This is a genomic window from Pseudonocardia sp. WMMC193 (assembly GCF_021728735.1).
Lineage (GTDB): Bacteria > Actinomycetota > Actinomycetes > Mycobacteriales > Pseudonocardiaceae > Pseudonocardia > Pseudonocardia oroxyli.
The window spans coordinates 3,428,838-3,453,806 of the sequence record NZ_JAKKDO010000003.1; the positions used below are offsets into that span (position 1 = coordinate 3,428,838).

Consider the following 24,969-nt stretch of genomic DNA (forward strand, 5'->3'; position numbering starts at 1 on the left):
TCCCGTCTCGGTCCGCGGGCCGGACCGGGTGTCGGAGGAGGGAACCCTCATCATCCCCTCCGGCGAGCGTGGCGCCCACGAGTGGGCCACGATCGGCGCCGTGGCCGAGCACGACTCCGCAGACCCCGACGCAGACCCCGACGCAGACCCCGACGGCGTGCCCGCCCGCCCCGCCTTCGTCCTCCACGACCATCGCCGCCCCCGGCCGCACTTCGACCTCCGGCTGGAGGAGGACGGCGTCCTGCGCTCCTGGGCGGTGCCCCGCGGGCTGCCCGACGACCCACGCCACAACCGCCTCGCCGTCCCCGTCGCCGACCACGCACTCGACCACCTCGACTACACCGACGAGCACAAGACCGTCGCCGACACCGGCTGGTGGGAGGAGCACGACCGCACCGACCGCCGCATCCTCTTCACCCTCCACGGCCGCACCGGGTCGCGGCGCTACGCCCTCATCCACACCGGGCCGGACTGGCTCCTCCACCTCGTCCGCGACCAGCCCGCGGCCGACCGCGGCTGACCCCGGACCGTCGCCGCGCGCTCCGCCCGGGAGACTGCGACCGTGAGCGAGACCCCCCGGCGTCGGACCCAGGAGCGTCGGCCCCAGGAGCGACGGACCCAGGAGCAACGCCGCGCGGAGACGGAGCGGCGCGTCCTGGAGGCGGCGACGGCCCTCATCGCCGCCACCGGATCGCGGTCGGTCACCCTGGCCCAGGTCGGCGAGGCCGCCGGGTACAGCCGCGGGATCGTCTACCACCAGTTCGGCAGCCGGGAGCGGCTCATCGAGGCGGTTCTGGACCGGGCCCAGAACCTCGGGCTGCCCGACTCGGCCGACGACGGCCTCGGCCATCTCGTCGCGATCGTCGAGACGTACCTGCAGGCCGTGGCCCGACGGGCACCGACCACCCGAGCCTTCCTCCAGCTGTGGATGGAGGCCGTCGCCGCGGACCCGGTGGTCGCCCCGCTGTTCGCCGAGCGCGACGAGGGTTTCCGCCGCTTCCTCGCCGACGTGGTCCGCCGCGGGATCGCGGACGGCTCCGTCCGGTCCGAGGTGGACCCGGCCGCGGCGGCCACCGTGCTCATGGCGCTGCTGCGCGGTGCCGGCCTGCAGCTCATCGCCACTCCGCCCGTCGACGACGTCTCCGGCATCGTCCGTGAGGCCGTGCGGGCGGTGCGGACCGCGTACCTCGCCTGATCCCCGCCTGCTCCCCGCCTGCTCCCCCGCTGGTCCCGTCCCGTTCCGCTCCTCGGTCGACTGCGCTACAGTTACTTGCGTGCTTACACGCAAGTTAATGACGGGAGACCCGATGCCCACCCCACTCGTCCTGGTCCACGGCAACCCCGAGAACGCCGCCGTCTGGGGGCCGCTGCTCGCCGAGCTCGGGAGGGTCGACGCCGTCACCCTGTCCCCGCCGGGCTTCGGCGTCCCCGCCCCGGCGGACTTCGCGGCGACCGTCGACGGCTACCGGGACTGGCTGACCGACCGGCTCGAGCAGTTCCGCACCCCCGTCGACCTCGTCGGGCACGACTGGGGTGGCCTCCACGTCGCGCAGATCGCGATGACCCGCCCCGACCTGATCCGCAGCTGGGCCTCCGACGCGCTCGGCGTCTTCGCGCCGGACTACGTCTGGCACGAGCGGGCCCGGGTGTGGCAGCAGGAGGGCCCGGGCGAGGAGTCGGTACGGCAGATCTTCGGCGGTTCCCTGCAGGACCGGCTCGCCGTCGTCGAGAACATCGGGATGACCGGTCCGACCGCCGTACGGGTGGCCGCGGGCATCGACGACGGGATGGGCCGGGCCGTGCTGACCCTGCTGCGGTCCGCGGCCCAGCCCGTGATGGCGGAGGCCGGGCGCGGCCTGTCCGCCGCCGCCCGACGACCGGGGCTCGCCCTGATCGCGCTGGAGGACGTCTCCGCCGCCAGCGGGACCGTCGAGCAGCACCGCACCGCGGCGCGGGCGGCCGGCGCCGAGATCGCCGAGCTCGCGGGCGTCGGGCACTGGTGGCCGGTGGAGGACCCCCGCCCCGCCGCCCGCGCCCTGACCGCGTTCTGGGGGCGGCTCGACCGGGCGTGACCCCGCTACGATCGCTCCCGATGACAGCCTTCCGGGTCGCCCTGCTCGACGACTACCAGCAGGTGGCGGTCGCCCTGCTCGCTCTCCCGCCGGACGTGGAGCCGGTCGCGTTCGGAGACCACGTGGACGACGAGGACCAGCTCGTCGCGCGGCTGCGGGACGTGGACGCGATCGTGTGCATGCGCGAACGCACCCCGATCACCGCCGGGCTGCTCGCCCGGCTTCCCCGGCTGCGGTTGGTCGTCACGGCCGGGATGCGGAACGCGGCCATCGACATCGCCGCCGCGGCCGCCCGCGGCGTCACGGTGTGCGGCACCACCTCGACGTCCACCTCGACGACCGAGCACACCTGGGCGCTGCTGCTCGCGCTGGCCCGCAACGTCCCCGCCCAGGACGCCGCGGTCCGCGCGGGCGGCTGGCAGCTCGGACTCGCCCACACCCTCTCCGGTGCGACGCTGGGCCTGCTCGGTCTGGGCCGGCTGGGGGCGGCGATGGTCCCGGTCGCCCGCGCGTTCGGCATGGACGTCGTGGCCTGGAGCCCGAACCTGACGGCCGAGCGCGCGGCCGAGGTCGGGGTCCGGGCGGTGGGGCGCGACGAGCTGTTCGCGACCGCCGACGTGCTCAGCGTCCACCTGGTGCTCTCGCCCCGCTCGGCCGGGACCGTGGGCGCGGCCGAGCTCGCGCGGATGAAGCCGACCGCCCTGCTGGTCAACACCTCGCGGGGCCCGATCGTGGACGAGCGCGCCCTCGTCGACGCGCTCCGCGAGGGTCGGATCGCCGGCGCGGCGCTGGACGTGTTCGACCGCGAGCCGCTGCCCGCCGACCATCCCCTGCGCACCGCGCCCCGCACCGTGCTGACCCCGCACACCGGCTACGTGTCCGCCCGGTCCCTCCGCGACTACTTCACCGCCGTCGGCGAGATCGTCGCCGCCTTCCGCCGCGGCGAGCCCGTCGGGGTCCTGCAGCCCTGAGGGCCCGGCTTCAGGAGCCCGGGGTGAACAGCACCTTCACCGCGCCGTCCCGCTTCTCCTGGAACATCGCGTAGGCGTCCGGGGCCGCCTCGAGCGGCACCCGGTGGGTGGCGAAGTCCTCCGTCCCGAGCGGGTCGTCCGCGGTGAGCAGCGGCAGCAGGTCGGGCACCCAGCGGTGGACGTTGGCCTGACCCATCCGGAGCTGGATCTGCTTGTCGAAGATCTGGAGCATCGGGAGCGGGTCGGCGGTGCCCCCGTAGACGCCGGACAGCGACACGGTGCCGCCGCGGCGCACCAGGGTGACGGCCAGGAGCAGCGCCGCCATCCGGTCCACGCCCGCCGTCTTCATCAGCGGGGCGCCGAGGGCCTTCGGCAGCAGCCCGACGACCCGGTGGGCGATCGACCCGATCGGGGAGCCGTGCGCCTCCATCCCCACGGCGTCGATCACCGCGTCCGCTCCCCGGCCGCCGGTCAGGGCGCGGACGGCGTCCTCCACGCCGTCGCCCGCGTCCCGCAGGTCGACGGTGGAGACCCCGCGGGTCCGGGCGCGGGCCAACCGTTCGGGGACGAGGTCGATGCCGATGACCTGCTCGATCCCGCGGTGTCGGGCGATCCGGCAGGCCATGTCGCCGATGGGCCCGAGCCCGAGGACGACGAGGCTGCCGTCCTTCGGCGGGTCGGCGTAGGCCACGGCCTGCCAGGCGGTCGGCAGCACGTCGGAGAGGTAGACGAACCGGTCGTCGGGCGGCCCGTCGGGGACCTTGATCGGCAGGGTGTTCCCGAACGGCACCCGCAGGTACTCGGCCTGCCCGCCGGGCACCTGCCCGTACAGCTTCGTGTAGCCGAACAGCGAGGCACCCATCCCCTGCTCGCGGTTCTGGGTCGTCTCGCACTGCGAGTGCAGCCCCTGCCCGCACATCCAACACGTGCCGCAGGAGACGTTGAACGGCACGACGACCCGGTCCCCGACCTCGAGTGCGGTGACGGCGGACCCCTTCTCGGCGACCACGCCCATCGGTTCGTGGCCGAGGATGTCGCCCTCGTCGAGGAACGGCCCCAGCACCTCGTAGAGGTGCAGGTCGGAGCCGCAGAGACCGGTCGAGGTGATCTGCACGATCACGTCCGTGGGGTCCGAGATCGTGGGGTCGGGCACGGTGTCCACGCGGACGTCGCGGGTGCCGTGCCAGGTCAGGGCGCGCATCGGGGCTCCTCGGGTGGGTCGTTCTGGATCTTCCGAGCGAGGGGGCTACCCGGGCTCCCCGCCGGGAACCGCGGCGGTCGGGTGTCGGGGGCGCCGGAGTGGGCATCTCCACGGATGCCTCCTTCGGATCGCCCCGTCGCGCTGGTCACCGGCGCGAGCCGCGGCCTCGGCTTCCTGCTCGCCCGCGAGCTCGCCGACCGCGGCCACGACCTGCTGCTCTCCGCCCGGGACGGCCTCGGACCCGCGCGGGCCGACCTCGCGGCGCGCGGCGCGAGGGTCGTGACCCACGAGGCGGACGTCGGCAGGCCGGAGAGTGCCGCCGAGCTCGTCGCGCTCGCCGAACGCGAGTTCGGCCGCCTCGACGTGCTCGTCGCCAACGCGGGGGTCATCCAGGTCGGCCCGCAGCCGGACCTGCGGGACGACGACTACGTCCAGGCCATGGACGTCATGTTCTGGGGGCTGGCCCGCCCCGCGCTGGCCGCGCTTCCGCTCCTGGCCCGCACCGGCGGCCGGATCCTCGCCGTGACGTCGATCGGCCGCAAGCTGCCCGCGCCGCACCTGCTCCCCTACGGCGCCGCCAAGCACGCCGCCGTCGGGTTCGCCGAGGGGCTGCGCCTGGAGGCCGGGCGCCGCGGGGTGTCGGTCACCGTCGGCGTCCCGGGGCTGATGCGCACCGGGTCGACCCGCAACGCGCTGATCACCGGGGACGCCGTGGCCGCGCGGGCCTGGTTCACCGTGGGCGCGTCGGTGCCCCTGCTGTCGATCGACGCCGAACGGGCCGCGCGCAGGCTGGTCCGGGCCACCCTTCGCGGCACCCCGGAGATCATCCTGACGCCGCTCGCCCACCTGGGCTCCCGGGTGCACGCGCTGGCCCCGTCGACCACGTTGCGGCTGCTCACCGCCGTCGAACGCCTGCTGCCCGCGCCGACCGGCACGGACGCGCCCGCGCGACCGGCGCACACCGCGCCCCTCCCGGCGTGGCTGCGCAAGCTGACCGGACTCGACCGGGCCGCGGCGCAGCGCTGGCACGAGTACACCGATCCCGCACCGGGCGGGCGGTGACCCCGCACCACACGACCGCGTGCGCCGCCCGCCCGGACTGGACGGCTGGCGAGCTGGACCGAGCGCGGCGACCTCGCCCCCTACCTCGACGCCGTCGCCGTCCTGGGCCCGCTCCCCGACCACGACCTGCAGGAGTGAGCGGGCAGGCCGACGACGGTCGCCCCGGGGACCCCGCGACCGGACCGGAGCACCTCGCCTCCAGAGCCCCGCCGAGATGAACCTGAGGGCTGTTCGATCATGGTCCGGACAGCCCTGAGGTTCATCTCGGCGGGGGGTCACGAGGCACGGGCCGGCACCGCGGCGGGCCCCGGGTCCGGCAGCCGCCCGGGCGGCGCCCACACCCCGCGGCGGGCGAGGATCGGGAGCACCCCCTCCCCCATCCACCAGGCCTCCTCGAGGTGGGGGTAGCCGGAGAGCACGAACTCGTCGATGCCCGCCTCGTGGTACTCGGCGATCCGGTCGGCGACCTCGGTGTGGCTGCCGACCAGCGCCGTCCCCGCGCCGCCGCGGACCAGCCCGACGCCCGCCCACAGGTTGGGGGCGATCTCCAGGCCGCGCGCCGACCCGTCGTACCGCCCGCCGTGCAGGGCCCGCATCCGCCGCTGCCCCTCGGACTCGCTGGCCGCCAGGCCGGTCTGGATCCGCGCGACCGCCGCCGGGTCCAGCGCCGCCAGCAGCGACTCGGCCTGCGCCCACGCCGCCTCGGCGGTGTCCCGGGTGATCACGTGCAGGCGGATCCCGAACCGCGGCCGCCTGCCGCGCTCGGCCGCCAGCCCGCGGATCCAGGCGATCTTCTCCGCCACCTGCTCCGGGTGCTCGCCCCAGGTCAGGTAGACGTCGGCGTGCTCGGCCGCCACGGGGCCCGCCGCCGCCGAGGAGCCCCCGAAGTAGATCGGCGGCACCGGGTCCGGGAGCCGGGCCAGCTCCGCGTCCTCGACACGGACGTGCTCGCCCGCGAACGACACCGTCTCCCCGCGCCACAGCCCCCGCACGACGTGGAGGAACTCGTCGGTCCGGGTGTAGCGGGCCTCCTTGTCGAGGAAGTCGCCGTAGGCCCGCTGCTCCCGGGCCTCGCCCCCGGTCACGACGTTGAGCAGCAGCCGCCCGCCGGAGTGGCGTTGGAAGGTCGCGGCCTGCTGCGCCGCCAGCGTCGGGGAGATCGAGCCGGGCCGGAACGCGACCAGGAACTTCAGGCGTTCGGTGTGGGCCACGAGCATCGCCGTGGTGAGCCAGGCGTCCTCGCACCAGGCGCCCGTGGGGGTCAGCACGCCGGCGAACCCGACCTGCTCGGCCGCGCGGGCGACCTGGATCAGGTAGGGCAGGTCCGCGGGCCGGATCGTGCCCGACGACTCGGTGGACACGCCGTGGCCACCCCCGACGAGGTGGCGGCTGTCGCCGTTGGTGGGCAGGAACCAGTGCAGGGTGGCGGTGGACACGAGTACTCCCGGGAGGACGGAGGGGCGGGACGGCTGGTCCGCCGACACAGCGCCGCGTGCGTCCGGCAGAAGTCCACGTGGCGCCGCTTCGTCCACACCTGCGTGCGCATGCCCACCTCCCCTCGAGATCTCCGCCGGTCCCCACTGAATCCGCGCCGCCGCCGACGTGTCAAGGCCGGTGTCCGGGTGAGCGGCCGTCAGCGGGTGAGGCGGTCCAGGAAGGCGATCAGCAGGGCCTCGCGCAGGCGGGGCGGGGCGGCGTCGAGCAGGGCGTTGACCGGCGCCATCCGCTTCGGGACCGCCACGCCGCCCTCCCCGCCCAGACCGGCCAGGGCCAGAAGGCCGTCGAAGGCGGCGTCGTCCAGGGTGGCGGGGTCCAGGGCCGCCGCCGCGGCGCGCAGCTCCGGCGCCACCTCGACGGGACCCGCCGCGACCGCCGCGGCCACGGACTCCCGCAGCGCCGCGACGAAGTCGTCGACGCCGCTCGCGGTGGCCGCGCAGACGGTCAGGTGCAGCGTGGCGGGCATGCCCCGGAACGCCATCTGCGGCTGCACGAACCAGCCGCGCTCGCCCATCTCGTCGCTGAGGGTGAACACGTCGAGCGCGTCGTCGGTGGCCACCGCCAGCAGCGTCGAGTCCGGCTCGGCGGCCAGGCGCAGGTGCTCGGTGGCCCGCACGGCGTCCGCGAGCGCGCGGGTGGCGTCCACAGTGGTCTCCACCAGGGCGCGGTAGCCCTCGGCGCCGATGTGCTGCACGACCGCCCAGGCCGCCGCCACCGGCCCGCCCGAGCGGGTGGACTGCATCGTCGCGTTCAGCATCGTGTAGCCGGGCCAGTCCGCCGCGGCGAAGAACTGCGGGCGGCGCAGGCCCGCGTCGCGGTGCAGCAGCAGCGACACCCCCTTCGGGGTGTAGGCGTACTTGTGCAGGTCGGCGGACAGGCTGGTCACCCCGGGCACCGCGAAGTCCCAGGCCGGGAGCCCCCGCATCCAGGGCAGCACCCAGCCGCCGATGCACGCGTCGACGTGGCAGCGCACCCCGCGCGCGGCGGCCGCCGCGGCGATCGGCGCCACCGGGTCGAGGACCCCGTGGGCGTACGAGGGCGCGGACACGGCGACGAGCACGGTGCGCTCGGTGATCGCGGCGGCCATCGTCGCGGGCACGGCCCGCATCGACTCGTCGACGTCCACCGCCACCAGCTCGACGCCGAAGTAGTGCGCCGCCTTGTGGAAGGCCCCGTGCGCGGTTGTCGGCACGACCATCGCCGGTCGGGTGATCTCCGGGTGCGCGTCCCGGGCGGTCTGCACCGCGAGCAGGATCGACTCGGTGCCGCCCGAGGTCACGGTGCCGACGGCGGTGTCCGGCGCGTGGAACAGCGGCCGGGCGAACCCGACGAGGTCGCGCTCCATCGCGGCCAGGCTGGGGAAGGCGGTCGGGTCGAGCCCGTTGGTCGCCCCGAAGCCCGCCAGCGCCGCCCGTCCGACGGCGTCGGCGTCGGGGAGCCCGGAGTCGTAGACGTAGGCCAGCGTGCGGCCGCCGTGGGTGGGGAGGTCGCCCGCGCGCAGGGCCTCCAGGCGGGCGAGCACGTCAGACGTCGGCGACATCGGTGGTCCTCTCGTCCAGTGAGTACCGGCGCAGCGGCAGCAGGCTCACCGCGACCAGCACGGCGGGCACCAGCGTGAAGCCGACGGCGATCGCCGTCAGCGCCGAGTCCGACTGCACCGTGCCGCCGGAGGTCGACGCCGCATAGCCACCGATCGCCAAGACCAGCCCGTAGAGCCCGGGGCCGAGCGCGAGCCCGAGGGTCTCCCCCGCCGTCCAGAGGCCGGTGAGGACGCCGGTGCGGTTGACCCCCGAGGTGCGGGCGGCGTCCGCGGCGACGTCCGGGAGCATGGCCAGCGGGAAGACCTGCGTGCCGGCGTACCCGATCCCCGCGACGCCCGCGGCGACGTAGGCGAGCACCGTGAGGTCCGTCCGCACCGTCCACAGGGCCAGGACGCCGACCACCAGCACCACGGTCGCGGCCAGGTACCCGTTCCGCTTCCCGCGGCGCGCCGCCCAGCGCTCCCACAGCGGGCTCACCAGCAGCGCGGGCCCGACGAACGCGGCGAAGAGCACCGACGAGGCGGCCGGGTCCGCGAGCAGGTTCCGGGCGACGTAGGAGACCCCGGCGAGCAGCGCGCCGACCCCGAGCGCCTGGACGACGAAGGCGACCAGCAGCCGTCGGAAGTCCGGGACCGCGGCGACCACCCGGAGCTGCGCGCGCAGCGGCCCGGTCGGCGCCGCGCGCGCACTCTCCGCGACACCGCGGGTGGCCAGCCACGCCCCGACCGTCCCGACCAGGAGCAACACCCCCACGTAGGCGCCCATCGCGGGGTAGCCGAACGCGGTGACGACCAGCGGCGCGGTCGCCCCGGACACGAGGATCGCGACCGCGATCACCGCGACCCGCCAGGTCATCATCCGCGTCCGCTCGCCCGGGTCGGCGGTGATCTCGGCCGGCATGGCGTTGTAGGGCACCTGGAAGAAGGCGTACGCGGTGGCGCACGCGACGAACGCGACCAGCACCCAGACCGCCGCGACGGCGGGCGGGGAACCCGGTCCCGCGAAGATCAGCGCGAACGTCACCGCCACGCCGACGCCTGCCCACGCCAGGAACGGCCTGCGCACCCCGCGGCGGTCGCTCACCCGGCCCGCGATCGGGTTGAGCACCACGTCCCAGGCCTTGGGCACGAACACGATCAGTCCGGCGAGACCGGCCGCGACGCCGAGGGTGTCGGTGAGATACGGCAGCAGAAGCAGGCCGGGCACCGTGCCGAACGTGCCGGTGGCCAGCGAGCCGAGTGCGTACCCGCGGCGGACGCGGCTGGGCAGAGCCATGATCAGGATCGTTGCAGCGGGCGCGCGGTCAGCGACGCGCGGGTGAGGACCCCGGCCAGCCTGCCGTCCCGGAGCACGTGCAGGACGTCCGCCCCCGCCGTGCGGGCCAGCGCCTCGGCCACCGTCTCGCCGGTGCCCACGGTGACCGGTGCGCCGGGCGGGACGGTGATCGCGGCGTCGGGGTCCCCCGGCACGAGGCCCGCGCGCAGCCGCGGCACGTCCAGCGCGCCGAGGATCTCGCTGCCCGCCGTCGGGAAGCGCGGGCTGCGCCCGGCGAGGACCACCGGCAACACCGGCTGGGCGTCGCCGACCTCGGCCGCCAGCTCCGTGGCCGCGCGCAGCGTCGTGTCCGGGGTGACGGTGACGACGGCGCGGTCGGGGATCCGCTCGGCCAGCAGGTCCGGCCGGTCGCCGTCGAGGAAACCGGTGCGCCGCAACCAGTCCGTCGAGTGGTACTTGGAGAGGTAGGCCCGCCCCGAGTCCGGCAGGATCGCGACGACCGTGGCGTCCGCGCCGAGGCCGCGCGCGGTGCGCAGGGCCGCCGCGACCGCCAGCCCGGACGAGCCGCCCACCAGGATCCCCTCCTCGGCGGCGAGCCTGCGGGTCGTCAGCACGGACTCGCGGTCCGGGATCGCCTCGATCCGGTCGACGACCGCCGGGTCGTAGGACAGCGGCCAGACGTCCGCCGCGGTGTCCGGGTGGCGGTAGTGACCCGCCGCCTCGACGAGGAAGGGGCTGCCGTCCCCGCCGTGGTACACCGAGGTCGCCGGGTCCGCACCCACCACGGTGACCCGGCCCCCGCTGACCTCCTTGAGGTACGCGCCGGTCCCGGTGATCGTGCCGCCGGTGCCGATGCCCGACACGAGGTGGGTCACCCGGCCGCCGGTCTGCGCCCAGATCTCCGGTCCGGTGGTCCGGCGGTGCGCGGCCGGGTTCGCCGGGTTGTCGTACTGGTGGGCGAGCCAGCCGCCGGGCCGCTCCGCGGCGAGCCGCGTGGCCAGGTTCATGACGTGCTCGGGGTGCTCGCGGGGCAGGTTCGAGCGGGTCTGGACGATCTCGGCGCCGTAGGCGCGCAGCACGTCCACCTTCTCCACGGCGACGGTGTTCGGCAGCACCACCAGGCAGCGGTAGCCGAGCACGGCGGCGGCCTGGGCGAGGCCGGTCCCGGTGTTGCCGGACGTGCCCTCGACGATCGTCGAGCCCGGCCGCAGCAGGCCCGCGGCCTCGGCCGCGCGCACCATCTCCAGGGCCGCCCGGTCCTTCACCGAACCGCCGGGGTTCAGGTACTCCAGCTTCACCAGGACCTGCGCCGCCAGGCCCGCGGTCAGGCGCCGCAGCCGGACCAGCGGGGTGTTCCCCACCAGGTCCAGGACGCTGCCCTGAACGCCGTCGTGGCTCACGCCGGGCCCAGCTCGAGGTGCTCGCGCAAGGTGGTCCCCTCGTACTCGGTGCGGTACACCCCGCGTTCCTGCAGCTCGGGGACCAGCCGCTCGACGACGTCCGTGAGCGCCTGCGGGACAAGGTAGGGCAGCAGGTTGAAGCCGTCCACCACGCCTTCCCGGACGTAGTGGGCCCAGACGTCCGCGACCTGCCCCGGGGTGCCGACGAAGGGCGGGCGAGACGAGCTGACCTCGATGGCCAGCTCCCGGATCGAGAGGTTCTCGGCCGCCGCGCGCTGCCGCCACTGCTCGATGAGCGCCCGTTTGCCGGTGCGCCGCTCGATCGAGATGGTGCCGCGCGAGGGATCGAGCTCGGCGTCCGTCGGCTCGATGTCCGGCAGCGGGCCGTCCGGGTCGTAGGCGGACAGGTCCGTGCCCCAGTACTGCTCGAAGTACGACAGGGCGCGCGGCCCGGTGACCTGCTCGCGCCGCACCCAGGCCGCCTTCTCCTCGGCCTCGGCCGGGGTGTCGCCGAGCACCACGGACGCGCCGGGCAGGATCCGCAGCGAGTCCGGTGCGCGGCCGTGGCGGGCCAGCCGGGCCCGCAGGTCGGCGGCGTAGGCGGCGGCCGGTTCGAACGCGGTGTGCGCCGAGAACACGACGTCCGCGTGCCGGGCGGCCAGCTCCCGTCCGCCTTCGGAGTCCCCGGCCTGGAACAGCACCGGCCTGCCCTGCCTGCTCGCGGGCACGGTCGGGGTCGCGGTGAACTCGACCAGGTCGGTGGCCCGTTCCACGGTCTCGATCGCGCCGGGCCGGGCCCAGCTCTTGGCCCGGCCCTCGTCGGCGGGCTCCCAGTCCGGTTCCCAGCCCGCCCAGAGTGCCTTGGCGGCCTCGACGAACTGTGTGGCGCGCTCGTAGCGCCGGTCGTGCGGGAGCCATCCGCCGTGCCGGAAGTTCTCCCCGGTCCACGCGTTGTCGGTGGTGACGATGTTCCAGCCGGCCCGGCCGTCGGACAACAGGTCGAGGGCGGCGAGCCGGCGTGCGAGGTCGGCCGGGTAGTTGTAGGTCGTGTTCTGGGTGGCGACCAGCCCGATCCGCTCGGTGGCGCCCGCGAGGGCGGCGAGCTGAGTGATGGCGTCCGGTCGCCCGGCGACGTCGAGATCGTGGACCCGGCCCCGGTTCTCCCGCACCCGCAGGCCCTCGCCGAGGAAGAACGCGTCGAACAGGCCGCGCTCGAGCAGGCGGGCGAGGTCGACGAAGGTCTCGATCGCCATCTGCGGGGCCGACCGCGGGTCCGCCCACAGCGTCTGCGGCCCGACGCCGGTGAAGAAGACTCCCAGGTGGAGACGGCGCTGCTGGATGCGGCTCATCGGACACTCCCGGCGAAGCGGTTGACGGGACGGGGCAACCCGAGGGACTCGCGCAGGGTCCGCCCCGGCGGGCGGCGCAGGTCGGCGAGGGCGGGCAGCACCCGGTCGGCGAGGATCGGCAGGTCCACGGCCTGCACGGCGGGATGGAACCGGACCCCGTCGACCACCCCGGCCAGCTCGCGCAGCAGGGTGACCAGCGCGTCCGCGGACCCCACGTGCCGCAGCGCGCCGCCCGGTTCCCAGAGCGTGTCCGCGTCGAGGGCGGCGAGGCGGTCGGCGGCCGGCTCGTCGGCGTCGAGCACCACCTCCACCTCGGCGAACCGCACCGGGGAGTCCGCCGCGGCGAGGTCCGCACCGACGAGCGCGACGTCCGCGAGCCCGCCGAGCCCGAGGCGGGCGTCGGCCAGCACGACGAGCTGCCCCTGCGGGGGCCGCGGGGTGATCAGCGGGCCGCGGACGGTGAACCGCGCACCGACGGCGTCGACGTGGTGCACCCGGTCCGGGTCCAGGTAGCGGCCGGTGGCGACGTCCTTGATGACGGCGTCGTCCTCCCAGGAGTCCCAGAGCGCGCGGGCGGTGTCGACCACGTCCCGGGTCTCGCGGTCCAGGTCCGCGGGCGCCAGCGGGGTGGCGCCGATCGTCGCGGCCGCGGCGGGATCGTTCGCCGTGCCCACCACCCAGCCGCCGCGCCCGTGGGTGGCGTGGTCGAGCGCGGCGAGCTGGGTGGCCAGGTGGAACGGCTCGGTGGTCGCCACGTGCAGGGTCGGGGCGAGCCCGATCCGGGACGTGGTGGTGGCGACGAACGCGGCCCGGGTGCCCGCTTCCAGTCTGCCCGCGGCGTCGAGCCCGGAGCTCGGGGGCACGGGCGAGTCGGCGAAGGTGGCCAGCACGAAGCCGGCCCGCTCCGCGCCGTGGACCGCGGCGCGCACCGCGGCACCGCCGAGCACCGCGCCGGGTGGGCGCCCGGAGTGCCGCCAGGCGGCGGGGTGGGCGCCGTCGCCGTCGAGCTCGACGGCGAGGGACAGGCGGGGTGACGGGGTCACGGAACCTCCGGGTGCGTGGGTCGAGCGCCACCCGCTCGGCTCACCGGAGCCGCGGAATGCGGCTCAGCGCCGAGCGGGCCACGGCCAGGTGCTGGGCGACCTCGGCGGCGATCAGGTCGCTGGGGGCTGCGGCGCCGGTGGCCCGCAGCGAACGGTTGCGGTCGACGAGGGACTCCAGCGACTCGAGGAGCTGGTCCCCGATCTCGGTGAGGCGGTCGTCCGCGGTGGGCGGGAGGGACGAGAGTGACGGCAGGACGGACATGGCTTCCCCTGAGGTGATGGTCGGGACGGGCGGTGCGGGGCCGCGGTCACCGACAGAGGGACGCCTCGGTCCGGCAGAAGTCCACGTGCCGTCGCCTCGTCCACGACCCCACCCCGGGACGAGTGCACGGACCGGACACGGAGGACCCCCATCGTTCCCGGCAGGAGCACCCTGCAGGGGTCTGCGGGTTGCTGCGGCGTCGACGAGCCGGGTCTCTCGGCCGCTCAGGATGGCTGTTGACCTCCACTAGACCTCCGCCCCGACCGGGTGTCAAGCGCATGAACGCTCATGTTCCGTGCGGCGGGACGCGCCCCGGAAACGTTCGGACACCGGTGCGCTGTGCCCTGACTCACACCGCGGGCACGTCCGGGGCGGGCGATGCTGGAGGGAGACGTCGTCTCGAGGAGGTTCGGATGCCCGGTCCGGGAGCCCTCCTCGTCGCACGTCGGTGGCTCGACGGGCTCGGCTCGCCGCCCGGCCACTGTCGTCCCTGATCACGGCCCCGCACCGCCACCGATCAGGAGACCCATGTCCGAGACCCGAACCTCAGGGCACCTGCACCTCGGCGTCGCGCTCGACGGCGCCGGCTGGCACCCCGCCGCCTGGCGCGAGCCCGGCGCCCGCCCGAATGCGCTGTTCACCCCCGGCTACTGGGCCGGGCTGGCCCGCACCGCCGAGCGCGGCGGACTGGACCTGCTGACCATCGAGGACAGCCTGGCGCTGCAGACCCACGACGCGTTCCGGTCCGACGACCGCACCGACGAGGTCCGCGGCAGGCTCGACGCGTTGCTGACCGCCTCCCTGCTCGCGCCGCTGACCAGCCGGATCGGCCTGGTCCCGACCGTGACCGTCACCCACACCGAGCCCTTCCACGTCTCGAAGGGCATCGCGACGCTGGACCACACCTCGCTCGGCCGGGCCGGGTGGCAGGTCAAGGTGTCCGGGCGGCCCGCGGAGGCCGAGCACGTCGGACGCCGGGAGATCCGCCCGGTCGCGCAGGCGGACCTCGCCGGGGACGGGCTCCCGCCGCAGTTCGTGGAGCTGTTCGACGAGGCCGCGGACGTGGTCGAGGTGGTGCGCAGGCTCTGGGACAGCTGGGAGGACGACGCCGAGATCCGGGACGTCGCGACCCGGCGGTTCATCGACCGCGACAAGGTGCACACCGTGGACTTCGAGGGCCGGTTCTTCCGGGTCCGCGGCCCGTCGATCGTGCCGCGCCCGCCGCAGGGTCAGCCGGTGGTGACCGCGCTGGCCCACCGCCGCGAGCCCTACGAGCTGGCCGCCCGCGGCGCCGACCTGGTGTTCGTCACGCCGGGGTACGCGGGGCCTGCGGAGCAGGTCCTGGCCGACGTCGCGGCGGCGGCCGAGCGGGTGGGGCGGACCGGGGAGCCGCTGCAGGTGTGGGCGGACCTGGTGGTCTTCCTCGACACCCCGACCGAGTCCGGTGCCCGGCGGAAGGCCCGGCTCGAGGAGGTCTCCGGCGCGGAGTACACCTCGGACACCACGGTGTTCGCCGGCTCCGCCGCGGACGCCGCGGACCTGATCGGCTCCTGGCACGCGCTCGGCTACCACGGCGTGCGGCTGCGGCCCGCCGTCGCCGTGGACGACCTCGCCGCGATCACCGGCGACCTGGTCCCGGAGCTGCGCGGGCGAGGACTGTTCCGGCCGGACGAGCAGGCGGGGAGCCTGCGGGCCCGACTCGGGCTGCCGACCGTCGTCCCCAACCGCTACGCCGCCGTCTGAGAGGCGCCCCCATGTCGCGCAAGCAGGTCATCCTCGGCGCCTACCTGGGCGGGGTGAACCACCACACCGCATGGTGGCACCCCGAGGCGGGCAGCCAGATCGACTTCTCCTCCTTCGAGCACACCGCCCGCACCGCCGAGCGCGGCCGCTTCGACTTCTTCTTCCTGGCCGAGGGCCTGGCCCTGCGCGAACGCGACGGGCGGGTGTTCGACCAGGACATCGTCGGCAGGCCCGACACCCTGCCGGTGCTCGCCTCGCTCGCCGCCGTGACCACCCACCTCGGGCTCGCCGGGACGATCAACGCCACCTTCAACGAGCCCTACGAGCTGGCCCGCCAGCTCGCCAGCCTCGACCACCTCTCCGGCGGGCGGGCGGCGTGGAACGTGGTCACCTCGTTCGACGCCTTCACCGGGCAGAACTTCCGCCGCGGCGGCTTCCTCGACCGCTCCCAGCGCTACGAGCGCGCCGCCGAGATGATCGACGCCGTCCGCACGCTCTGGGACTCCTGGGACGCCGACGATCTCGCCGCCGACGCCGCCGCGGGCCGGTTCCTGGCCAGGCCGGACACCGGCGCGTTCGACGTGAAGGGCGCTCAGTTCGCCATCCGCGGCCGGTTCACGGTGCCGCGCAGCCCCCAGGGCCGCCCCGTGATCCTGCAGGCGGGCGTGTCACCGGAGGGCCGGGACTTCGCCGCCTCCCGCTCCGACGCGATCTTCTCCCCCTACGGCTCGCTGCCCGAGGCCGCGGAGTTCTACCGGGACGTCAAGGCGCGTGCCGTGAAGTTCGGCCGCAGCCCGGACGACATCAAGATCCTGCCGTCGGCGAGCTTCGTGCTCGGCGACACCGAGGCCGAGGCGCAGGAGCTCTACCGCGAGGTGCGCAACCAGCAGGTCACCGGCAAGACCGCGCTGATCCTGCTCGAGCAGATCTGGAACCGGGACCTGTCCGGCTACGACCCGGAGGGCCCGCTCCCGGACGTCGACCCGCTGCCGGACGCGCCGCCCTTCATCCAGGGCCGCGCGCTGGTGCAGCAGGACCGGGTCGGCACCGTCGCACGGTGGCGGGAGATCGCCGAGGCCAAGAAGCTGAACCTGCGCGAGCTCGTCCTCGACCAGTTCGAACGCGGCCCGTTCGTCGGCACGCCGTCCCAGGTCGCCGAGAGGATCGACTCCTTCGTGCAGGCGGACGGCGCCGACGGCGTCATCATCGGCTCCCACCTCGTCCCCACCGGGCTGGACGAGTTCGTCGACCGGGTCGTGCCGCTGCTGCAGGAGCGCGGCTCGCTGCGGTCGGAGTACACGGGCACCACCCTGCGGGACAACCTCGGGCTGCCCCCGCTGCCCGCCAACCCCGGAAAGGCCGTGAGCTGAGCGATGGAGACCTGGGACGCGATCCGCGCACGACGCAACGTCCGCAGCTACACGAGCGAGCCGGTGGCCCCCGAGCACCTCGACCGGATCCTGGAGGCGGGGTGGCGCGCCCCGTCGGCGTCGAACCGGCAACACTGGGACTTCGTGCTGGTCACCGACCCCGCGCAGCTGCGCGAGCTCGCCACCGTCTGGCGGGGCGCACGGCACATCGCGGACGCGCCTGCCGCGATCGCGCTGGTCGTCCCCGAGCCCGCGGACGACCGGACCCGCGTCGTCGACCAGTACGACCTCGGCCAGGCCACCTTCGCGATCCTGCTCGCCGCGGCGGACCTCGGCCTGGGCACCGGGCACTCCTCGGTGGGGGAACAGGACAAGGCGCGGGCGATCCTCGGCGTGCCGGACACCCACGAGGTGTCCTACCTGATCGGCGTCGGGCACCCGGCCGACCGGCCGCTGCGCCCGCTCGCGAAACCCGATCGGCGCCCGTTCGACGAGGTCGTGCACCGTGGCCGTTGGTGAGCGGACCCGGTGGGCGCACACCTACGCCGACGCGGTTCCGGCGCTGTCCGTGCCGTGGCGGGCGGTGGCGTTCCCGCAGCCGCGGCTACTCGTGTGGAACGACGATCTCCGCATCGACCCCCTCGACCCGACGATCCTGGTGGGCGCAGGGGCGGACACCCGCGCGCTGGTCTACTCCGGACACCAGTGGGGCGTGTACAAGCCGCGGCTGGGCGACGGGCGGGCGCTGCTGCTCGGCGAGCTGCCCGACGGCCGCGACCTGCACCTGAAGGGGACCGGGCCCGTGGCGTTGAGCATGATCGACACCGGGTCGCTGGGCATCAGGTAGAGCACGACGAACGAGAGCGTGAACGCCGCCCAGAGCACGAACACGCCCTGGACCGCCCGGCGCGCGAGGTAGCGGCCGTAGCCCCCGTTCGCCAGGGCGGAACGCCTGCTCATCGCTCTGTCCCGCGGCGCGGGCTCGGCCCCATGACGATCGGTACAGGGCGCAGGCGCCGTGTCGATGATCCGCTCGCGCGCCGGCTCATGAGGCGTCCTGCTTCCACGCGTCGTAGAGCACCGTCGCGCCGTACGGGTCGATCGCGACGCCCTGCACGCCGCTGCGGATGCCCACCGCCTTGGTCTGCTCCCGGACCGGGATCCAGTAGCCCTTGGAGATGATCAGCTCCTGGAGGTCGGCCGCGGCGGCCCGCCGCTCGGCGTCGGTCGAGGCGAGGTTGAGCCGCTCGGAGGCGGCCTGGAGCTCCGGCTGGTCCGCTCCGCCGAGCGCCGGGTTGGTCTTGTTGAACAGCCCGGCGAGGAAGTCGACGTCCTTGGCCGGGCCGCTGCCGGTGAGGAAGTCGTAGGAGTTGTTCTTCTTGTCGTTGTAGACCGCGGTGTACTCGGTCTGGGTGCCGGGCAGCAGCTGCAGCTCGATGCCGACCCGCTTGAGCTGCTGCTGGATCAGCTCCAGCTCCTGCTGGGTCGCGCCCTGCACCGTGCCGGAGACGTAGATGACCCGCGGGGCGAGCCGCAGCCCGTCCTTCTGCCAGACGCCGTCCGCGCCGGTGGTCCAGCCGTTGTCGCTCAACAGCTTCTTGGCGCCCTCGGGGTCGTACTGCAGGAAGCGGGACTCGTCGGTGTAGTAGGGGGTGTTCGAGGCGACCACGCTGGTCGGCAGCGAGTAGTGGTCGTTGTAGAGGGTGTCCCGGATCTCGGCCCGGTCGATGCTCTTCTGGATGGCCGTGCGGACCACGGCGTCACCGCCGAGCGGGCTGAACGGGTTCTGCCGCAGGCCCGGCACCAGGTTCGGGACCAGGCCGGTGAGCAGCTGGTTCCCGGCGCCGGTGATCGAGTCCTGGTCGGTGACGGGGATGTCGTCCGCGACGTCGAACTGGCCCGACAGCAGCCCGCCCACCCGGACGCCGGACTCCGGCACCACCTCGAACACGATCTTGTCGAGGTGCCCGGCGCCGGTGTGGTTCGTGACGCCCGCGGGCGCCCAGTCGTAGTCGGCCCGCTTGCTGAGCTCGATCTTCTGGTTCTTCACCACGTTGTCGACCACGTAGGGACCGGTGCCGACGAGCGAGGTGCCCGCGCAGCGGTCGTCGTAGCTCGAGGCCACGGTGGAGGCGGCGTAGATCCCGAAGTACGGGTCGCTGACGTTGCGCAGGAAGCCCAGCTCGGGGTCGCCGAAGTCGACCCGGAAGGTGGCCGGGTCGAGCACGGTGGTGCCCTGGTAGGAGTTCAGCGAGCTGATCAGCGGGGTGTCGGTCTTGCCCTCGGCGGACAGCGCCTTGAGCGAGTCGATGTTCGCCTTGACCACGTCCGCGGTGAGCGGGGTGCCGTCGCTGAACGTCACGCCCTGGCGCAGGTGGAAGGTGACGCTGCGGGCGTCCGGGGAGACCTCCCAGGACTCGGCGAGCCGGGGCACGATCTCGCCGGTGGTGCGGTCCTGGTCGGTCAGGGTCTCGACGAACTGCTGGGGAGCGGAGAGCCCGCGGGCCTGCAGGGCCGGGTCGACGCATTTGGGGAACACCGACAGCGCGTAGGTCAGCTGTCCGCCCTCGACGGGCGGCCCGGCCGACTGCCCGGCCTGACCGGGTCCGCCACAGGCGGCCAGTGCGAGGAGCAGCGCACCGGCGGCGGTGCCGGTCCGCAGGGTCCGGCGGCGTCTCGTGGTCATGGCGGGGTGGTCCTCTCGGGTGGTCGTTGCGGGTCGGGTCACTGCTGGAGCCAGGTGTCGTGGAAGACGCTCTGGGCGTAGGGGTCGACGCGGTAGCCGTGCACGCGGGCCGCGGCGGCGTAGGCGCGGGTGGCCTCGCGGACCGGGATCCACTGGGCGTCGTCGACGATGTAGCGCTGCAGGGCGGCGGCCGCCGCGGCGCGGCTCGCGTCGTCGGTCGCGGTGTCCAGTGCGTCCGCGGCGGCCTCCAGGCCGGGGTTCGCGAAGCCGCCGAGGCGCGGGTTGGTCGACCGGAACAGCCCGATCAGGAAGTCGACGTCCTTGCCTGCGCCGGCCCCGCTGGCGAAGTCGAACCGGGCCTTGCTGACGTCCGCGAGGTCGGCGGAGGCCTCGGCCGCGGTCTGCGGGACGAGCTGGACCGCGATCCCGACCGGCCGCAGCTGCTGCTGGACCAGCTCGAGGTCCTGCTGGGTGGCCCCGCGCGTGCTGCCCGCGACGTAGGTCAGCCGCGGCTCGAGCCGCACCCCGTCCTTGACGCGCACGCCGTCCGGGCCGGGGGGCCAGCCCGCCTGGTCGAGGATCGCGGCCGCCGCGGCCGGGTCGTGGCGCAGCTGGGCGCTCAGGTCGGTGAACAGCGGCGTGTTGCGGGCGACCTCGCCGGTCGGCACCTCGTAGCCGGGCCCGTAGACGGTGTCCCGGATCTCGGTGCGGTCGATGGCCAGCAGGATGGCCTTGCGCACCGCGAGATCACCGCCGAGCGGGCTGTACGGGTTGTGGTAGATCCCCGGCACGAGGTTCGGCACGGTGCCCAGCACCACCGAGCCCCCCGCGGCGCGCACCGACTCCTGGTCGGCGACCGGGACGTCGTCGATCACGTCGAACTGGCCGGAGAGCAGTCCGCCGACGCGCACCCCGGACTCCGGGACGACCTCGTAGGTGATCGCGTCGAGGTAGGCGGGTCCCTCGTGCTCGCCGAGCTCCGGGCGGGACCAGCCGTGCTCGGGGCGCTTGACGAGGTCCACGCGCTGGTTGCGGGTCACGCTCTGGATCGCGAACGGGCCGCTGCCGACGAGCTCGCCCGCGCACCGGCGGTCCGCGGGCAGCGCAGCGGTCCCGGCCGACCAGATCGTGAGGTAGGGGTCGCTGGCGTTGCGCAGGAAGCCCAGCTCGGGCAGTCCGAAGTGGAGCCGGATCGTGGCCGGGTCGAGCACCTCGGACCCGGTGAAGCTGTTGAGGGCGTTGCGAGTCAGGGTGTCCGACTTGCCCGCCGCGTTCAGGGCGACGAGAGCGGTGAGGTTCTGGGCGACCACGCCGGCGTCCACCGCGGTCCCGTCGGCGAACGTGACCCCCGGACGCAGGTGGAAGGTGTAGGTCCGACCCCCGTCGGCGATCTCCCAGGAGTCGGCGAGCCGGGGCACGATCGTGCCGTCGGCGGCCTGGCCGGTGAGCGTCTCCCCGATCTGTTCGGGCACGGTGAACAGCCGCCCGCCGGACAGGGCCGGGTCGAGGCAGGTGGGCCAGGTGGAGATCGCGTGGCGGAGGGTGCCCCCGGGTTCCGGGACACCGGCGTCCGCGGCGGGCGGGGCGCCGCCGCACGCCGCGAGCAGGAGGAGCGCCCCGGGCACCAGGGCGGCGAGGGCACGTCTCATCCGTAGATCTCGTTCACGGTCTCGGCGTAGGCGGGGTCCAGCACGGTCCGGCTGCCGAAGCCCAGGCGCCGCCCCAGCTCCGTCGACGGACGCAGTCCGTCGGGGGCGCCGCCGTAGGTGACCTGGACCGGGGCGGGCAGTCCCGCGGAGCGCGCGGCCAGCACGACCGAGCTGCGGGACAGCGCGAGGCCCTCGTCCGCCCGGGTCCCCAGGTCCGCCGACAGGTCCCCCTCCCCCAGCCCGACCCCCCACACCGTGTGGGTCGCCCGCGCCAGCGCGGCGATCGACTCGACGCCGCGAGCGGTCTCGACCATCACCTGCAGACCGATCGTCCGCACGAGCCCGCGCTCGACGCGCAGCTCCTCGATCAGCCGCGCCACGTGCCGGACCTCGTCCGGGTGCTCGGTCTTGGGCAGGCGTACCGCGTGCAGACCGGGCCGGACGATCGCGTCCAGATCCTGCTCGACCAGCCCGGTCGACGGGTGGTTGACCCGGACCAGCACCGGCCACCGCGCCGCCTCCAGGTACGCCGTGGCGCGCCTGCGGCCCTCCGCCTTGTCCTCGTCCGGGGTGAGGTGCTCGAGGTCGAGGACCACGGCACCGGCGGCGCCGCGCTCGGCCGCGGCGTCGGCCCGGAAGGCGGGGACGTAGAGGTAGGAGGTGAACGGCAGACCGGCCCGGACGGACTCGGGACGGGTGACCAGGGAGGACGACATGGGACACCTGTTCGGGGACGGCGCCCGGTCACGCCTCCGAGCGATCGACCGGAGGCGTGCGGGGGCGCACAGGGGGAGGGACACGACGGTGGTGCCGGAATCGCACGACCGCCCGGGGAGGTGGGCGGCCTGCGGCGCGGGTCAGCGACAGATGGCGCTGGAGGTGCGACCGTGGTCCACGTGCCGACGCGCGACGAGCAGCTCCCCGGCGGGAGTGCTCGCGGTCGTGGTGGCCATGTTCCCCAGTTTCCCTATAAAGTCGATAGGGATCAATCCTGCTCGTTCGAGTGTGACGGGAGCCACATCAGTGCGCATCTCCGCCAAGGCCGACTACGCACTGCGCGCGCTGATCGAGCTCGCCCACGCGACCGAGGCGCCGCTGCGGTCCGAGGCGATCGCCGCGGCGCAGGACATCCCGCACAAGTTCCTCGAGGCGATCCTCACGGACCTGCGCAAGACCGGGTTCGTCACCAGCCAGCGCGGCGGGGACGGCGGGTACCGGCTGCGCCGGGCGCCGGAGGAGGTCCAGGTCGCCCACGTGCTGCGGGCCATCGACGGCCCGCTCACCGAGATCCGCGGCGGCTGCCCGGAGGATGCGACCTACAACGAGCGGGCCTCGGCGTTGCAGCTCGTCTGGGTGGCGCTGCGGGTCAACATCAGGAACATCCTGGAGGGGGTCACGCTCGCGCACCTCGCCGCGGGCTCCGTGCCGAAGGAGGTCGCCGAGCTCACCGAGGACCCCGAGGCCTGGCGGACGCACTGGATCATCCGCTGACCCCCGCCGGCTCGTCGCGCCGGGCGAGCAGGGCCGCGATCACCGCGACGAGCAGCGCGCAGGCGACGGCCACCACCCAGCCGATGTCGAAGCCGCGGACGGACTGCCCGGTGGCGGCGAGCGCGGTCACGATCACCGCGACACCCACGCTCGACCCGACCTGGCGCGAGGTGTTGAGCACCCCGCTGCTGGCCCCGGTGTGCTCGTGCGGGACGAGCGCCGAGCCCGCGGCGAGCAGGTTGCCCATCGTGAGCCCGACCCCGACACCGGTCGCGACGAGCTGGGGCAGTACCGCGGTGAGGTAGGCGGGCTCGGGGATGCGTGCCACGACCGCCCAGGCCATGCCGAGCGCGAACAGGATCCCGCCGAAGACCACGAAGACGATCGGCCGGACCCCCCGTCCGTAGCGCCGCAACACGGCGGTGGTCAGCGGCACCATCAGCGGACCCGGCGCCATCGCGAGCCCGGTCTGGACGGCGCTGAAGTGCCACACGTCCTGCATCCACAGCGAGTTGGCCAACAGCATGATGCCGAACGCCGCGGCGAACACCAGCATGGCCACGTTGACCAGCGGGAACCCGCGCAGCCGCAGCATCGCGGGCGCGATCAGCGGGTTGGCGTGGACCCGGCTCCGGACGACGAACCCCACCCCGGCGACGACGAGCACCGCCGCCGACACGAGCACCGTGGGGGTGAACCCGTCGGCAGGGGCCTCGATCACGACGGCGACGAGCGCGGCCACCGTGGCCGAGAGCAGCAGCGCGCCGAGCAGGTCGGGGTGTGGCGCGTCCGGCCTGCCGGCGGTGCGCGGCACCCGGAGGGCACCCAGCAGGAAGGCCGCGACACCGATCGGCAGGTTGATCAGGAAGATCCACCGCCAGTCGAGCGCGACGAGCAGGCCGCCCAGGGTCGGCCCGGTGGCGGCGGCGAGCGCGCCGACGGCGGCCCAGTTCCGCACCGCGTGCGCACGTCCCTCGACCGGCGTGACGCCGAGCAGCAGGCTCAGCGAGGCGGTGGTCAGCATGGCCGCGCCGACCCCCTGGACCACGCGGAAGGCGACCAGCGCGGCGAGGTTCGGCGACAGGGCGCACAGCACCGAGGCGAGGGTGAACACCACCATCCCGGCCTGCACGACCCGCCGGGCCCCGTACCGGTCCGCCGCGCGCCCGGACACGATCAGCAGCGCGGCGAGCGCGATCGCGTAGCCGTTGATGACCCAGGACAGGCCCGCGAGGGAGCTGCCGGACAGGGACCCGCCGATCGCGGTGATCGCGACGTTCACGACCCACAGGTCGAGGTTGACCATGAACCCGGAGACGAGGGCGACCGCGGTCGTGGCGCGCCGCGCTCCGCGGTCGACGCCCGCGGACACGGCGGACATCAGCCCGCCCCGTTCGCGGACACGCGCAGCCGGACCGCCGCGGCGGCGAGCGTCGGCACCGGCACACCCAGCGCGGTCGCCCGGCGCACGAGGTCACCGAGGATCGGTTCGACCTCCGTCGGCCGCCCGGGTGCCAGGTCCCGGTAGAGCGAGGTGGTGAACCCCGACCCCGGGGTGAGCAGGGCCCCCTCGACGCGGGCCCGGGCGTCGTCCCGCAACGGTCTCCCCGCGGCGGCGAGCACCGCGGTCGCCTCAGCGATGATCGTCGCGACGACCTCCGCGCCGCCCTCGACCGCGGTGACCTCCCCCGCGGTCCCGCCGAGCAACGTTCCGGTGGCTCCGCCCGCGGCCATGAAGTGCCACTTCTCCCACATGTCCTGCACGATCGTGGTCGAGCCGGTCACGTCGAACCCGGCGCCGTCGAACGCGGTGACGATGTCCGCGACCCGCGGCGACGGGCGTCCGTCGAGCTCACCGAGCCGCACCGACGCCCCGGGCGCCAGCCGGCGGACCGCGCCGTCGGCGTCGAGCCTGCTCACCACGAGGCACAGCCCACCGAGCACCGCGGCGGGACCGAAGCGCTCGGCCAGCACGTCGAGGTGGCGGATGCCGTTGAGCAGCGGGAGCACCGCGGTCCGCGGACCGATCGCCTTCGCGACGTCCTCCACCGCCGACTCCAGACCCGGCCCCTTCACCGCGAGCAGCACGACGTCCGCGGGTTCCGCGAGCTCCTCGGCCGTCACCACGCGGACCGGGAGGACCGTCCGCTCGTCCGCCGGGCCGACCAGGACCAGCCCCTCCGCCCGCAGCCGCGCGGCCCGCGGGCCCCGCACCAGGAACGACACGTCGGCACCCGCGCGGGCCAGCGCCCCGCCGAACCACCCGCCCACCGCGCCCGCACCGACCACCAGGATCCGCATCGCCCTCCCCTTTCCCGGGTGTCAGACTGACGCGCCCAGCTAGCTTGAAGCAAGCA

General features: G+C 74.7%; 23 protein-coding genes and 1 riboswitch. Of the genes, 10 read left to right on the top strand and 13 right to left on the bottom strand.

The window, feature by feature from the left end:
- Positions 1-100: 100 nt before the first annotated feature.
- The 4 genes from L3X23_RS17725 (at position 101) to L3X23_RS17740 (ending at position 3,043) form a co-directional block, all read left to right on the top strand.
- The gene (locus tag L3X23_RS17725) at positions 101-520 is read left to right on the top strand and encodes a DNA polymerase ligase N-terminal domain-containing protein (protein ID WP_237193232.1); all 420 of its coding nucleotides are present in this window, start codon (positions 101-103) and stop codon (positions 518-520) included.
- A 42-nt stretch (positions 521-562) separates the two neighbouring features.
- Positions 563-1,195 carry a TetR/AcrR family transcriptional regulator gene (locus L3X23_RS17730; RefSeq protein WP_237193233.1) on the top strand — a complete coding sequence of 211 codons (633 nt, stop codon included), beginning with the start codon at positions 563-565 and terminating at the stop codon, positions 1,193-1,195.
- Between the two features lie 112 nt (positions 1,196-1,307).
- On the top strand, positions 1,308-2,072 hold the full coding sequence (locus L3X23_RS17735) for an alpha/beta fold hydrolase (RefSeq protein ID WP_237193234.1): 765 nt from the start codon (positions 1,308-1,310) through the stop codon (positions 2,070-2,072).
- A 20-nt stretch (positions 2,073-2,092) separates the two neighbouring features.
- Positions 2,093-3,043, top strand: a complete 951-nt coding sequence (locus L3X23_RS17740) for a D-2-hydroxyacid dehydrogenase family protein (protein WP_237193235.1) — start codon at positions 2,093-2,095, stop codon at positions 3,041-3,043.
- A gap of 10 nt (positions 3,044-3,053) precedes the next feature.
- Here the strand turns inward: L3X23_RS17740 and L3X23_RS17745 are convergent, their stop codons facing one another.
- On the bottom strand, positions 3,054-4,244 hold the full coding sequence (locus tag L3X23_RS17745; protein WP_237193236.1) for a zinc-dependent alcohol dehydrogenase: 1,191 nt from the start codon (positions 4,242-4,244) through the stop codon (positions 3,054-3,056).
- A gap of 114 nt (positions 4,245-4,358) precedes the next feature.
- Here L3X23_RS17745 and L3X23_RS17750 point away from each other — a divergent pair, with 114 nt between their 5' ends.
- Positions 4,359-5,306 carry an SDR family oxidoreductase gene (locus tag L3X23_RS17750; protein ID WP_237193237.1) on the top strand — a complete coding sequence of 316 codons (948 nt, stop codon included), beginning with the start codon at positions 4,359-4,361 and terminating at the stop codon, positions 5,304-5,306.
- A 275-nt stretch (positions 5,307-5,581) separates the two neighbouring features.
- On the opposite strand, the gene L3X23_RS17755 is transcribed toward L3X23_RS17750, so the two are convergent.
- The 7 genes from L3X23_RS17755 to L3X23_RS17785 form a co-directional block, all read right to left on the bottom strand.
- The gene (locus L3X23_RS17755; RefSeq protein WP_237193238.1) at positions 5,582-6,742 is read right to left on the bottom strand and encodes an LLM class flavin-dependent oxidoreductase; all 1,161 of its coding nucleotides are present in this window, start codon (positions 6,740-6,742) and stop codon (positions 5,582-5,584) included.
- A gap of 197 nt (positions 6,743-6,939) precedes the next feature.
- Entirely contained in the window at positions 6,940-8,343 is a 1,404-nt protein-coding gene (locus tag L3X23_RS17760; RefSeq protein ID WP_237193239.1) for an aminotransferase class V-fold PLP-dependent enzyme, read from the bottom strand.
- On the bottom strand, positions 8,327-9,619 hold the full coding sequence (locus L3X23_RS17765) for an MFS transporter (protein WP_255733967.1): 1,293 nt from the start codon (positions 9,617-9,619) through the stop codon (positions 8,327-8,329). Before L3X23_RS17765 ends, L3X23_RS17760 begins: the two co-directional genes overlap by 17 nt.
- Positions 9,620-9,621: 2 nt before the next feature.
- Entirely contained in the window at positions 9,622-11,019 is a 1,398-nt protein-coding gene (locus L3X23_RS17770) for a pyridoxal-phosphate dependent enzyme (protein WP_237193240.1), read from the bottom strand.
- Positions 11,016-12,368 carry an NtaA/DmoA family FMN-dependent monooxygenase gene (locus L3X23_RS17775; RefSeq protein WP_237193241.1) on the bottom strand — a complete coding sequence of 451 codons (1,353 nt, stop codon included), beginning with the start codon at positions 12,366-12,368 and terminating at the stop codon, positions 11,016-11,018. The genes L3X23_RS17770 and L3X23_RS17775 overlap by 4 nt, the downstream gene beginning before the upstream one ends.
- The gene (locus L3X23_RS17780; protein ID WP_237193242.1) at positions 12,365-13,411 is read right to left on the bottom strand and encodes an LLM class flavin-dependent oxidoreductase; all 1,047 of its coding nucleotides are present in this window, start codon (positions 13,409-13,411) and stop codon (positions 12,365-12,367) included. The genes L3X23_RS17775 and L3X23_RS17780 overlap by 4 nt, the downstream gene beginning before the upstream one ends.
- 40 nt (positions 13,412-13,451) lie before the next feature.
- Positions 13,452-13,673 (bottom strand): hypothetical protein, encoded by a 222-nt coding sequence (locus L3X23_RS17785; RefSeq protein WP_237193243.1) that lies wholly within the window; start codon positions 13,671-13,673, stop codon positions 13,452-13,454.
- 145 nt (positions 13,674-13,818) lie between these two features.
- Positions 13,819-13,909, bottom strand: a riboswitch (SAM riboswitch).
- Positions 13,910-14,201: 292 nt separating this feature from the next.
- On the opposite strand from L3X23_RS17785, the gene L3X23_RS17790 reads away from it, so the two are divergent.
- From L3X23_RS17790 to L3X23_RS36210, 4 genes are read left to right on the top strand one after another with little or no spacing between them, the layout of a single operon-like run.
- The gene (locus tag L3X23_RS17790) at positions 14,202-15,416 is read left to right on the top strand and encodes an LLM class flavin-dependent oxidoreductase (RefSeq protein WP_237193244.1); all 1,215 of its coding nucleotides are present in this window, start codon (positions 14,202-14,204) and stop codon (positions 15,414-15,416) included.
- An 11-nt stretch (positions 15,417-15,427) separates the two neighbouring features.
- On the top strand, positions 15,428-16,786 hold the full coding sequence (locus tag L3X23_RS17795) for an NtaA/DmoA family FMN-dependent monooxygenase (protein ID WP_237193245.1): 1,359 nt from the start codon (positions 15,428-15,430) through the stop codon (positions 16,784-16,786).
- A gap of 3 nt (positions 16,787-16,789) precedes the next feature.
- Positions 16,790-17,305 (top strand): nitroreductase family protein, encoded by a 516-nt coding sequence (locus L3X23_RS17800; protein WP_237193246.1) that lies wholly within the window; start codon positions 16,790-16,792, stop codon positions 17,303-17,305.
- Positions 17,292-17,633 (top strand): protein adenylyltransferase SelO family protein, encoded by a 342-nt coding sequence (locus tag L3X23_RS36210; protein WP_308116915.1) that lies wholly within the window; start codon positions 17,292-17,294, stop codon positions 17,631-17,633. Before L3X23_RS17800 ends, L3X23_RS36210 begins: the two co-directional genes overlap by 14 nt.
- Before the next feature lie 198 nt (positions 17,634-17,831).
- On the opposite strand, the gene L3X23_RS17810 is transcribed toward L3X23_RS36210, so the two are convergent.
- From L3X23_RS17810 to L3X23_RS17820, 3 genes are read right to left on the bottom strand one after another with little or no spacing between them, the layout of a single operon-like run.
- Positions 17,832-19,472 carry an ABC transporter substrate-binding protein gene (locus tag L3X23_RS17810; RefSeq protein ID WP_093089456.1) on the bottom strand — a complete coding sequence of 547 codons (1,641 nt, stop codon included), beginning with the start codon at positions 19,470-19,472 and terminating at the stop codon, positions 17,832-17,834.
- Positions 19,473-19,510: 38 nt separating this feature from the next.
- Positions 19,511-21,121, bottom strand: coding sequence for an ABC transporter substrate-binding protein (locus L3X23_RS17815; protein ID WP_237193247.1), 1,611 nt, complete (start codon positions 21,119-21,121; stop codon positions 19,511-19,513).
- Positions 21,118-21,837, bottom strand: a complete 720-nt coding sequence (locus L3X23_RS17820) for a CoA ester lyase (protein ID WP_237193248.1) — start codon at positions 21,835-21,837, stop codon at positions 21,118-21,120. The genes L3X23_RS17815 and L3X23_RS17820 overlap by 4 nt, the downstream gene beginning before the upstream one ends.
- A gap of 307 nt (positions 21,838-22,144) precedes the next feature.
- Here L3X23_RS17820 and L3X23_RS17825 point away from each other — a divergent pair, with 307 nt between their 5' ends.
- Positions 22,145-22,612, top strand: a complete 468-nt coding sequence (locus L3X23_RS17825) for an Rrf2 family transcriptional regulator (protein WP_093089459.1) — start codon at positions 22,145-22,147, stop codon at positions 22,610-22,612.
- Here the strand turns inward: L3X23_RS17825 and L3X23_RS17830 are convergent.
- Together L3X23_RS17830 and L3X23_RS17835 are read right to left on the bottom strand one after the other, a co-directional pair.
- Positions 22,602-23,993 carry an MFS transporter gene (locus L3X23_RS17830; protein WP_237193249.1) on the bottom strand — a complete coding sequence of 464 codons (1,392 nt, stop codon included), beginning with the start codon at positions 23,991-23,993 and terminating at the stop codon, positions 22,602-22,604. The genes L3X23_RS17825 and L3X23_RS17830 overlap by 11 nt on opposite strands.
- Positions 23,993-24,913: a ketopantoate reductase family protein gene (locus tag L3X23_RS17835; RefSeq protein WP_237193250.1), complete on the bottom strand. Its 921-nt coding sequence runs from the start codon at positions 24,911-24,913 to the stop codon at positions 23,993-23,995. The genes L3X23_RS17830 and L3X23_RS17835 overlap by 1 nt, the downstream gene beginning before the upstream one ends.
- Between the last annotated feature and the right edge of the window lie 56 nt (positions 24,914-24,969).

Excerpts from the sequence above, each read along its gene's own strand:
- L3X23_RS17795 (WP_237193245.1), top strand. The coding sequence starts at position 15,428 with ATGTCGCGCAAGCAGGTCATCCTCGGCGCCTACCTGGGCGGGGTGAAC.
- L3X23_RS17745 (WP_237193236.1), bottom strand. The coding sequence starts at position 4,244 with ATGCGCGCCCTGACCTGGCACGGCACCCGCGACGTCCGCGTGGACACC.
- L3X23_RS17740 (WP_237193235.1), top strand. The coding sequence starts at position 2,093 with ATGACAGCCTTCCGGGTCGCCCTGCTCGACGACTACCAGCAGGTGGCG.
- L3X23_RS17800 (WP_237193246.1), top strand. The coding sequence starts at position 16,790 with ATGGAGACCTGGGACGCGATCCGCGCACGACGCAACGTCCGCAGCTAC.
- L3X23_RS17810 (WP_093089456.1), bottom strand. The coding sequence starts at position 19,472 with ATGACCACGAGACGCCGCCGGACCCTGCGGACCGGCACCGCCGCCGGT.
- L3X23_RS17775 (WP_237193241.1), bottom strand. The coding sequence starts at position 12,368 with ATGAGCCGCATCCAGCAGCGCCGTCTCCACCTGGGAGTCTTCTTCACC.
- L3X23_RS17760 (WP_237193239.1), bottom strand. The coding sequence starts at position 8,343 with ATGTCGCCGACGTCTGACGTGCTCGCCCGCCTGGAGGCCCTGCGCGCG.
- L3X23_RS17835 (WP_237193250.1), bottom strand. The coding sequence starts at position 24,913 with ATGCGGATCCTGGTGGTCGGTGCGGGCGCGGTGGGCGGGTGGTTCGGC.
- L3X23_RS17820 (WP_237193248.1), bottom strand. The coding sequence starts at position 21,837 with ATGTCGTCCTCCCTGGTCACCCGTCCCGAGTCCGTCCGGGCCGGTCTG.
- L3X23_RS17790 (WP_237193244.1), top strand. The coding sequence starts at position 14,202 with ATGTCCGAGACCCGAACCTCAGGGCACCTGCACCTCGGCGTCGCGCTC.
- L3X23_RS17750 (WP_237193237.1), top strand. The coding sequence starts at position 4,359 with ATGCCTCCTTCGGATCGCCCCGTCGCGCTGGTCACCGGCGCGAGCCGC.
- L3X23_RS17765 (WP_255733967.1), bottom strand. The coding sequence starts at position 9,619 with ATGGCTCTGCCCAGCCGCGTCCGCCGCGGGTACGCACTCGGCTCGCTG.
- L3X23_RS17830 (WP_237193249.1), bottom strand. The coding sequence starts at position 23,993 with ATGTCCGCCGTGTCCGCGGGCGTCGACCGCGGAGCGCGGCGCGCCACG.
- L3X23_RS17735 (WP_237193234.1), top strand. The coding sequence starts at position 1,308 with ATGCCCACCCCACTCGTCCTGGTCCACGGCAACCCCGAGAACGCCGCC.
- L3X23_RS17785 (WP_237193243.1), bottom strand. The coding sequence starts at position 13,673 with ATGTCCGTCCTGCCGTCACTCTCGTCCCTCCCGCCCACCGCGGACGAC.
- L3X23_RS17815 (WP_237193247.1), bottom strand. The coding sequence starts at position 21,121 with ATGAGACGTGCCCTCGCCGCCCTGGTGCCCGGGGCGCTCCTCCTGCTC.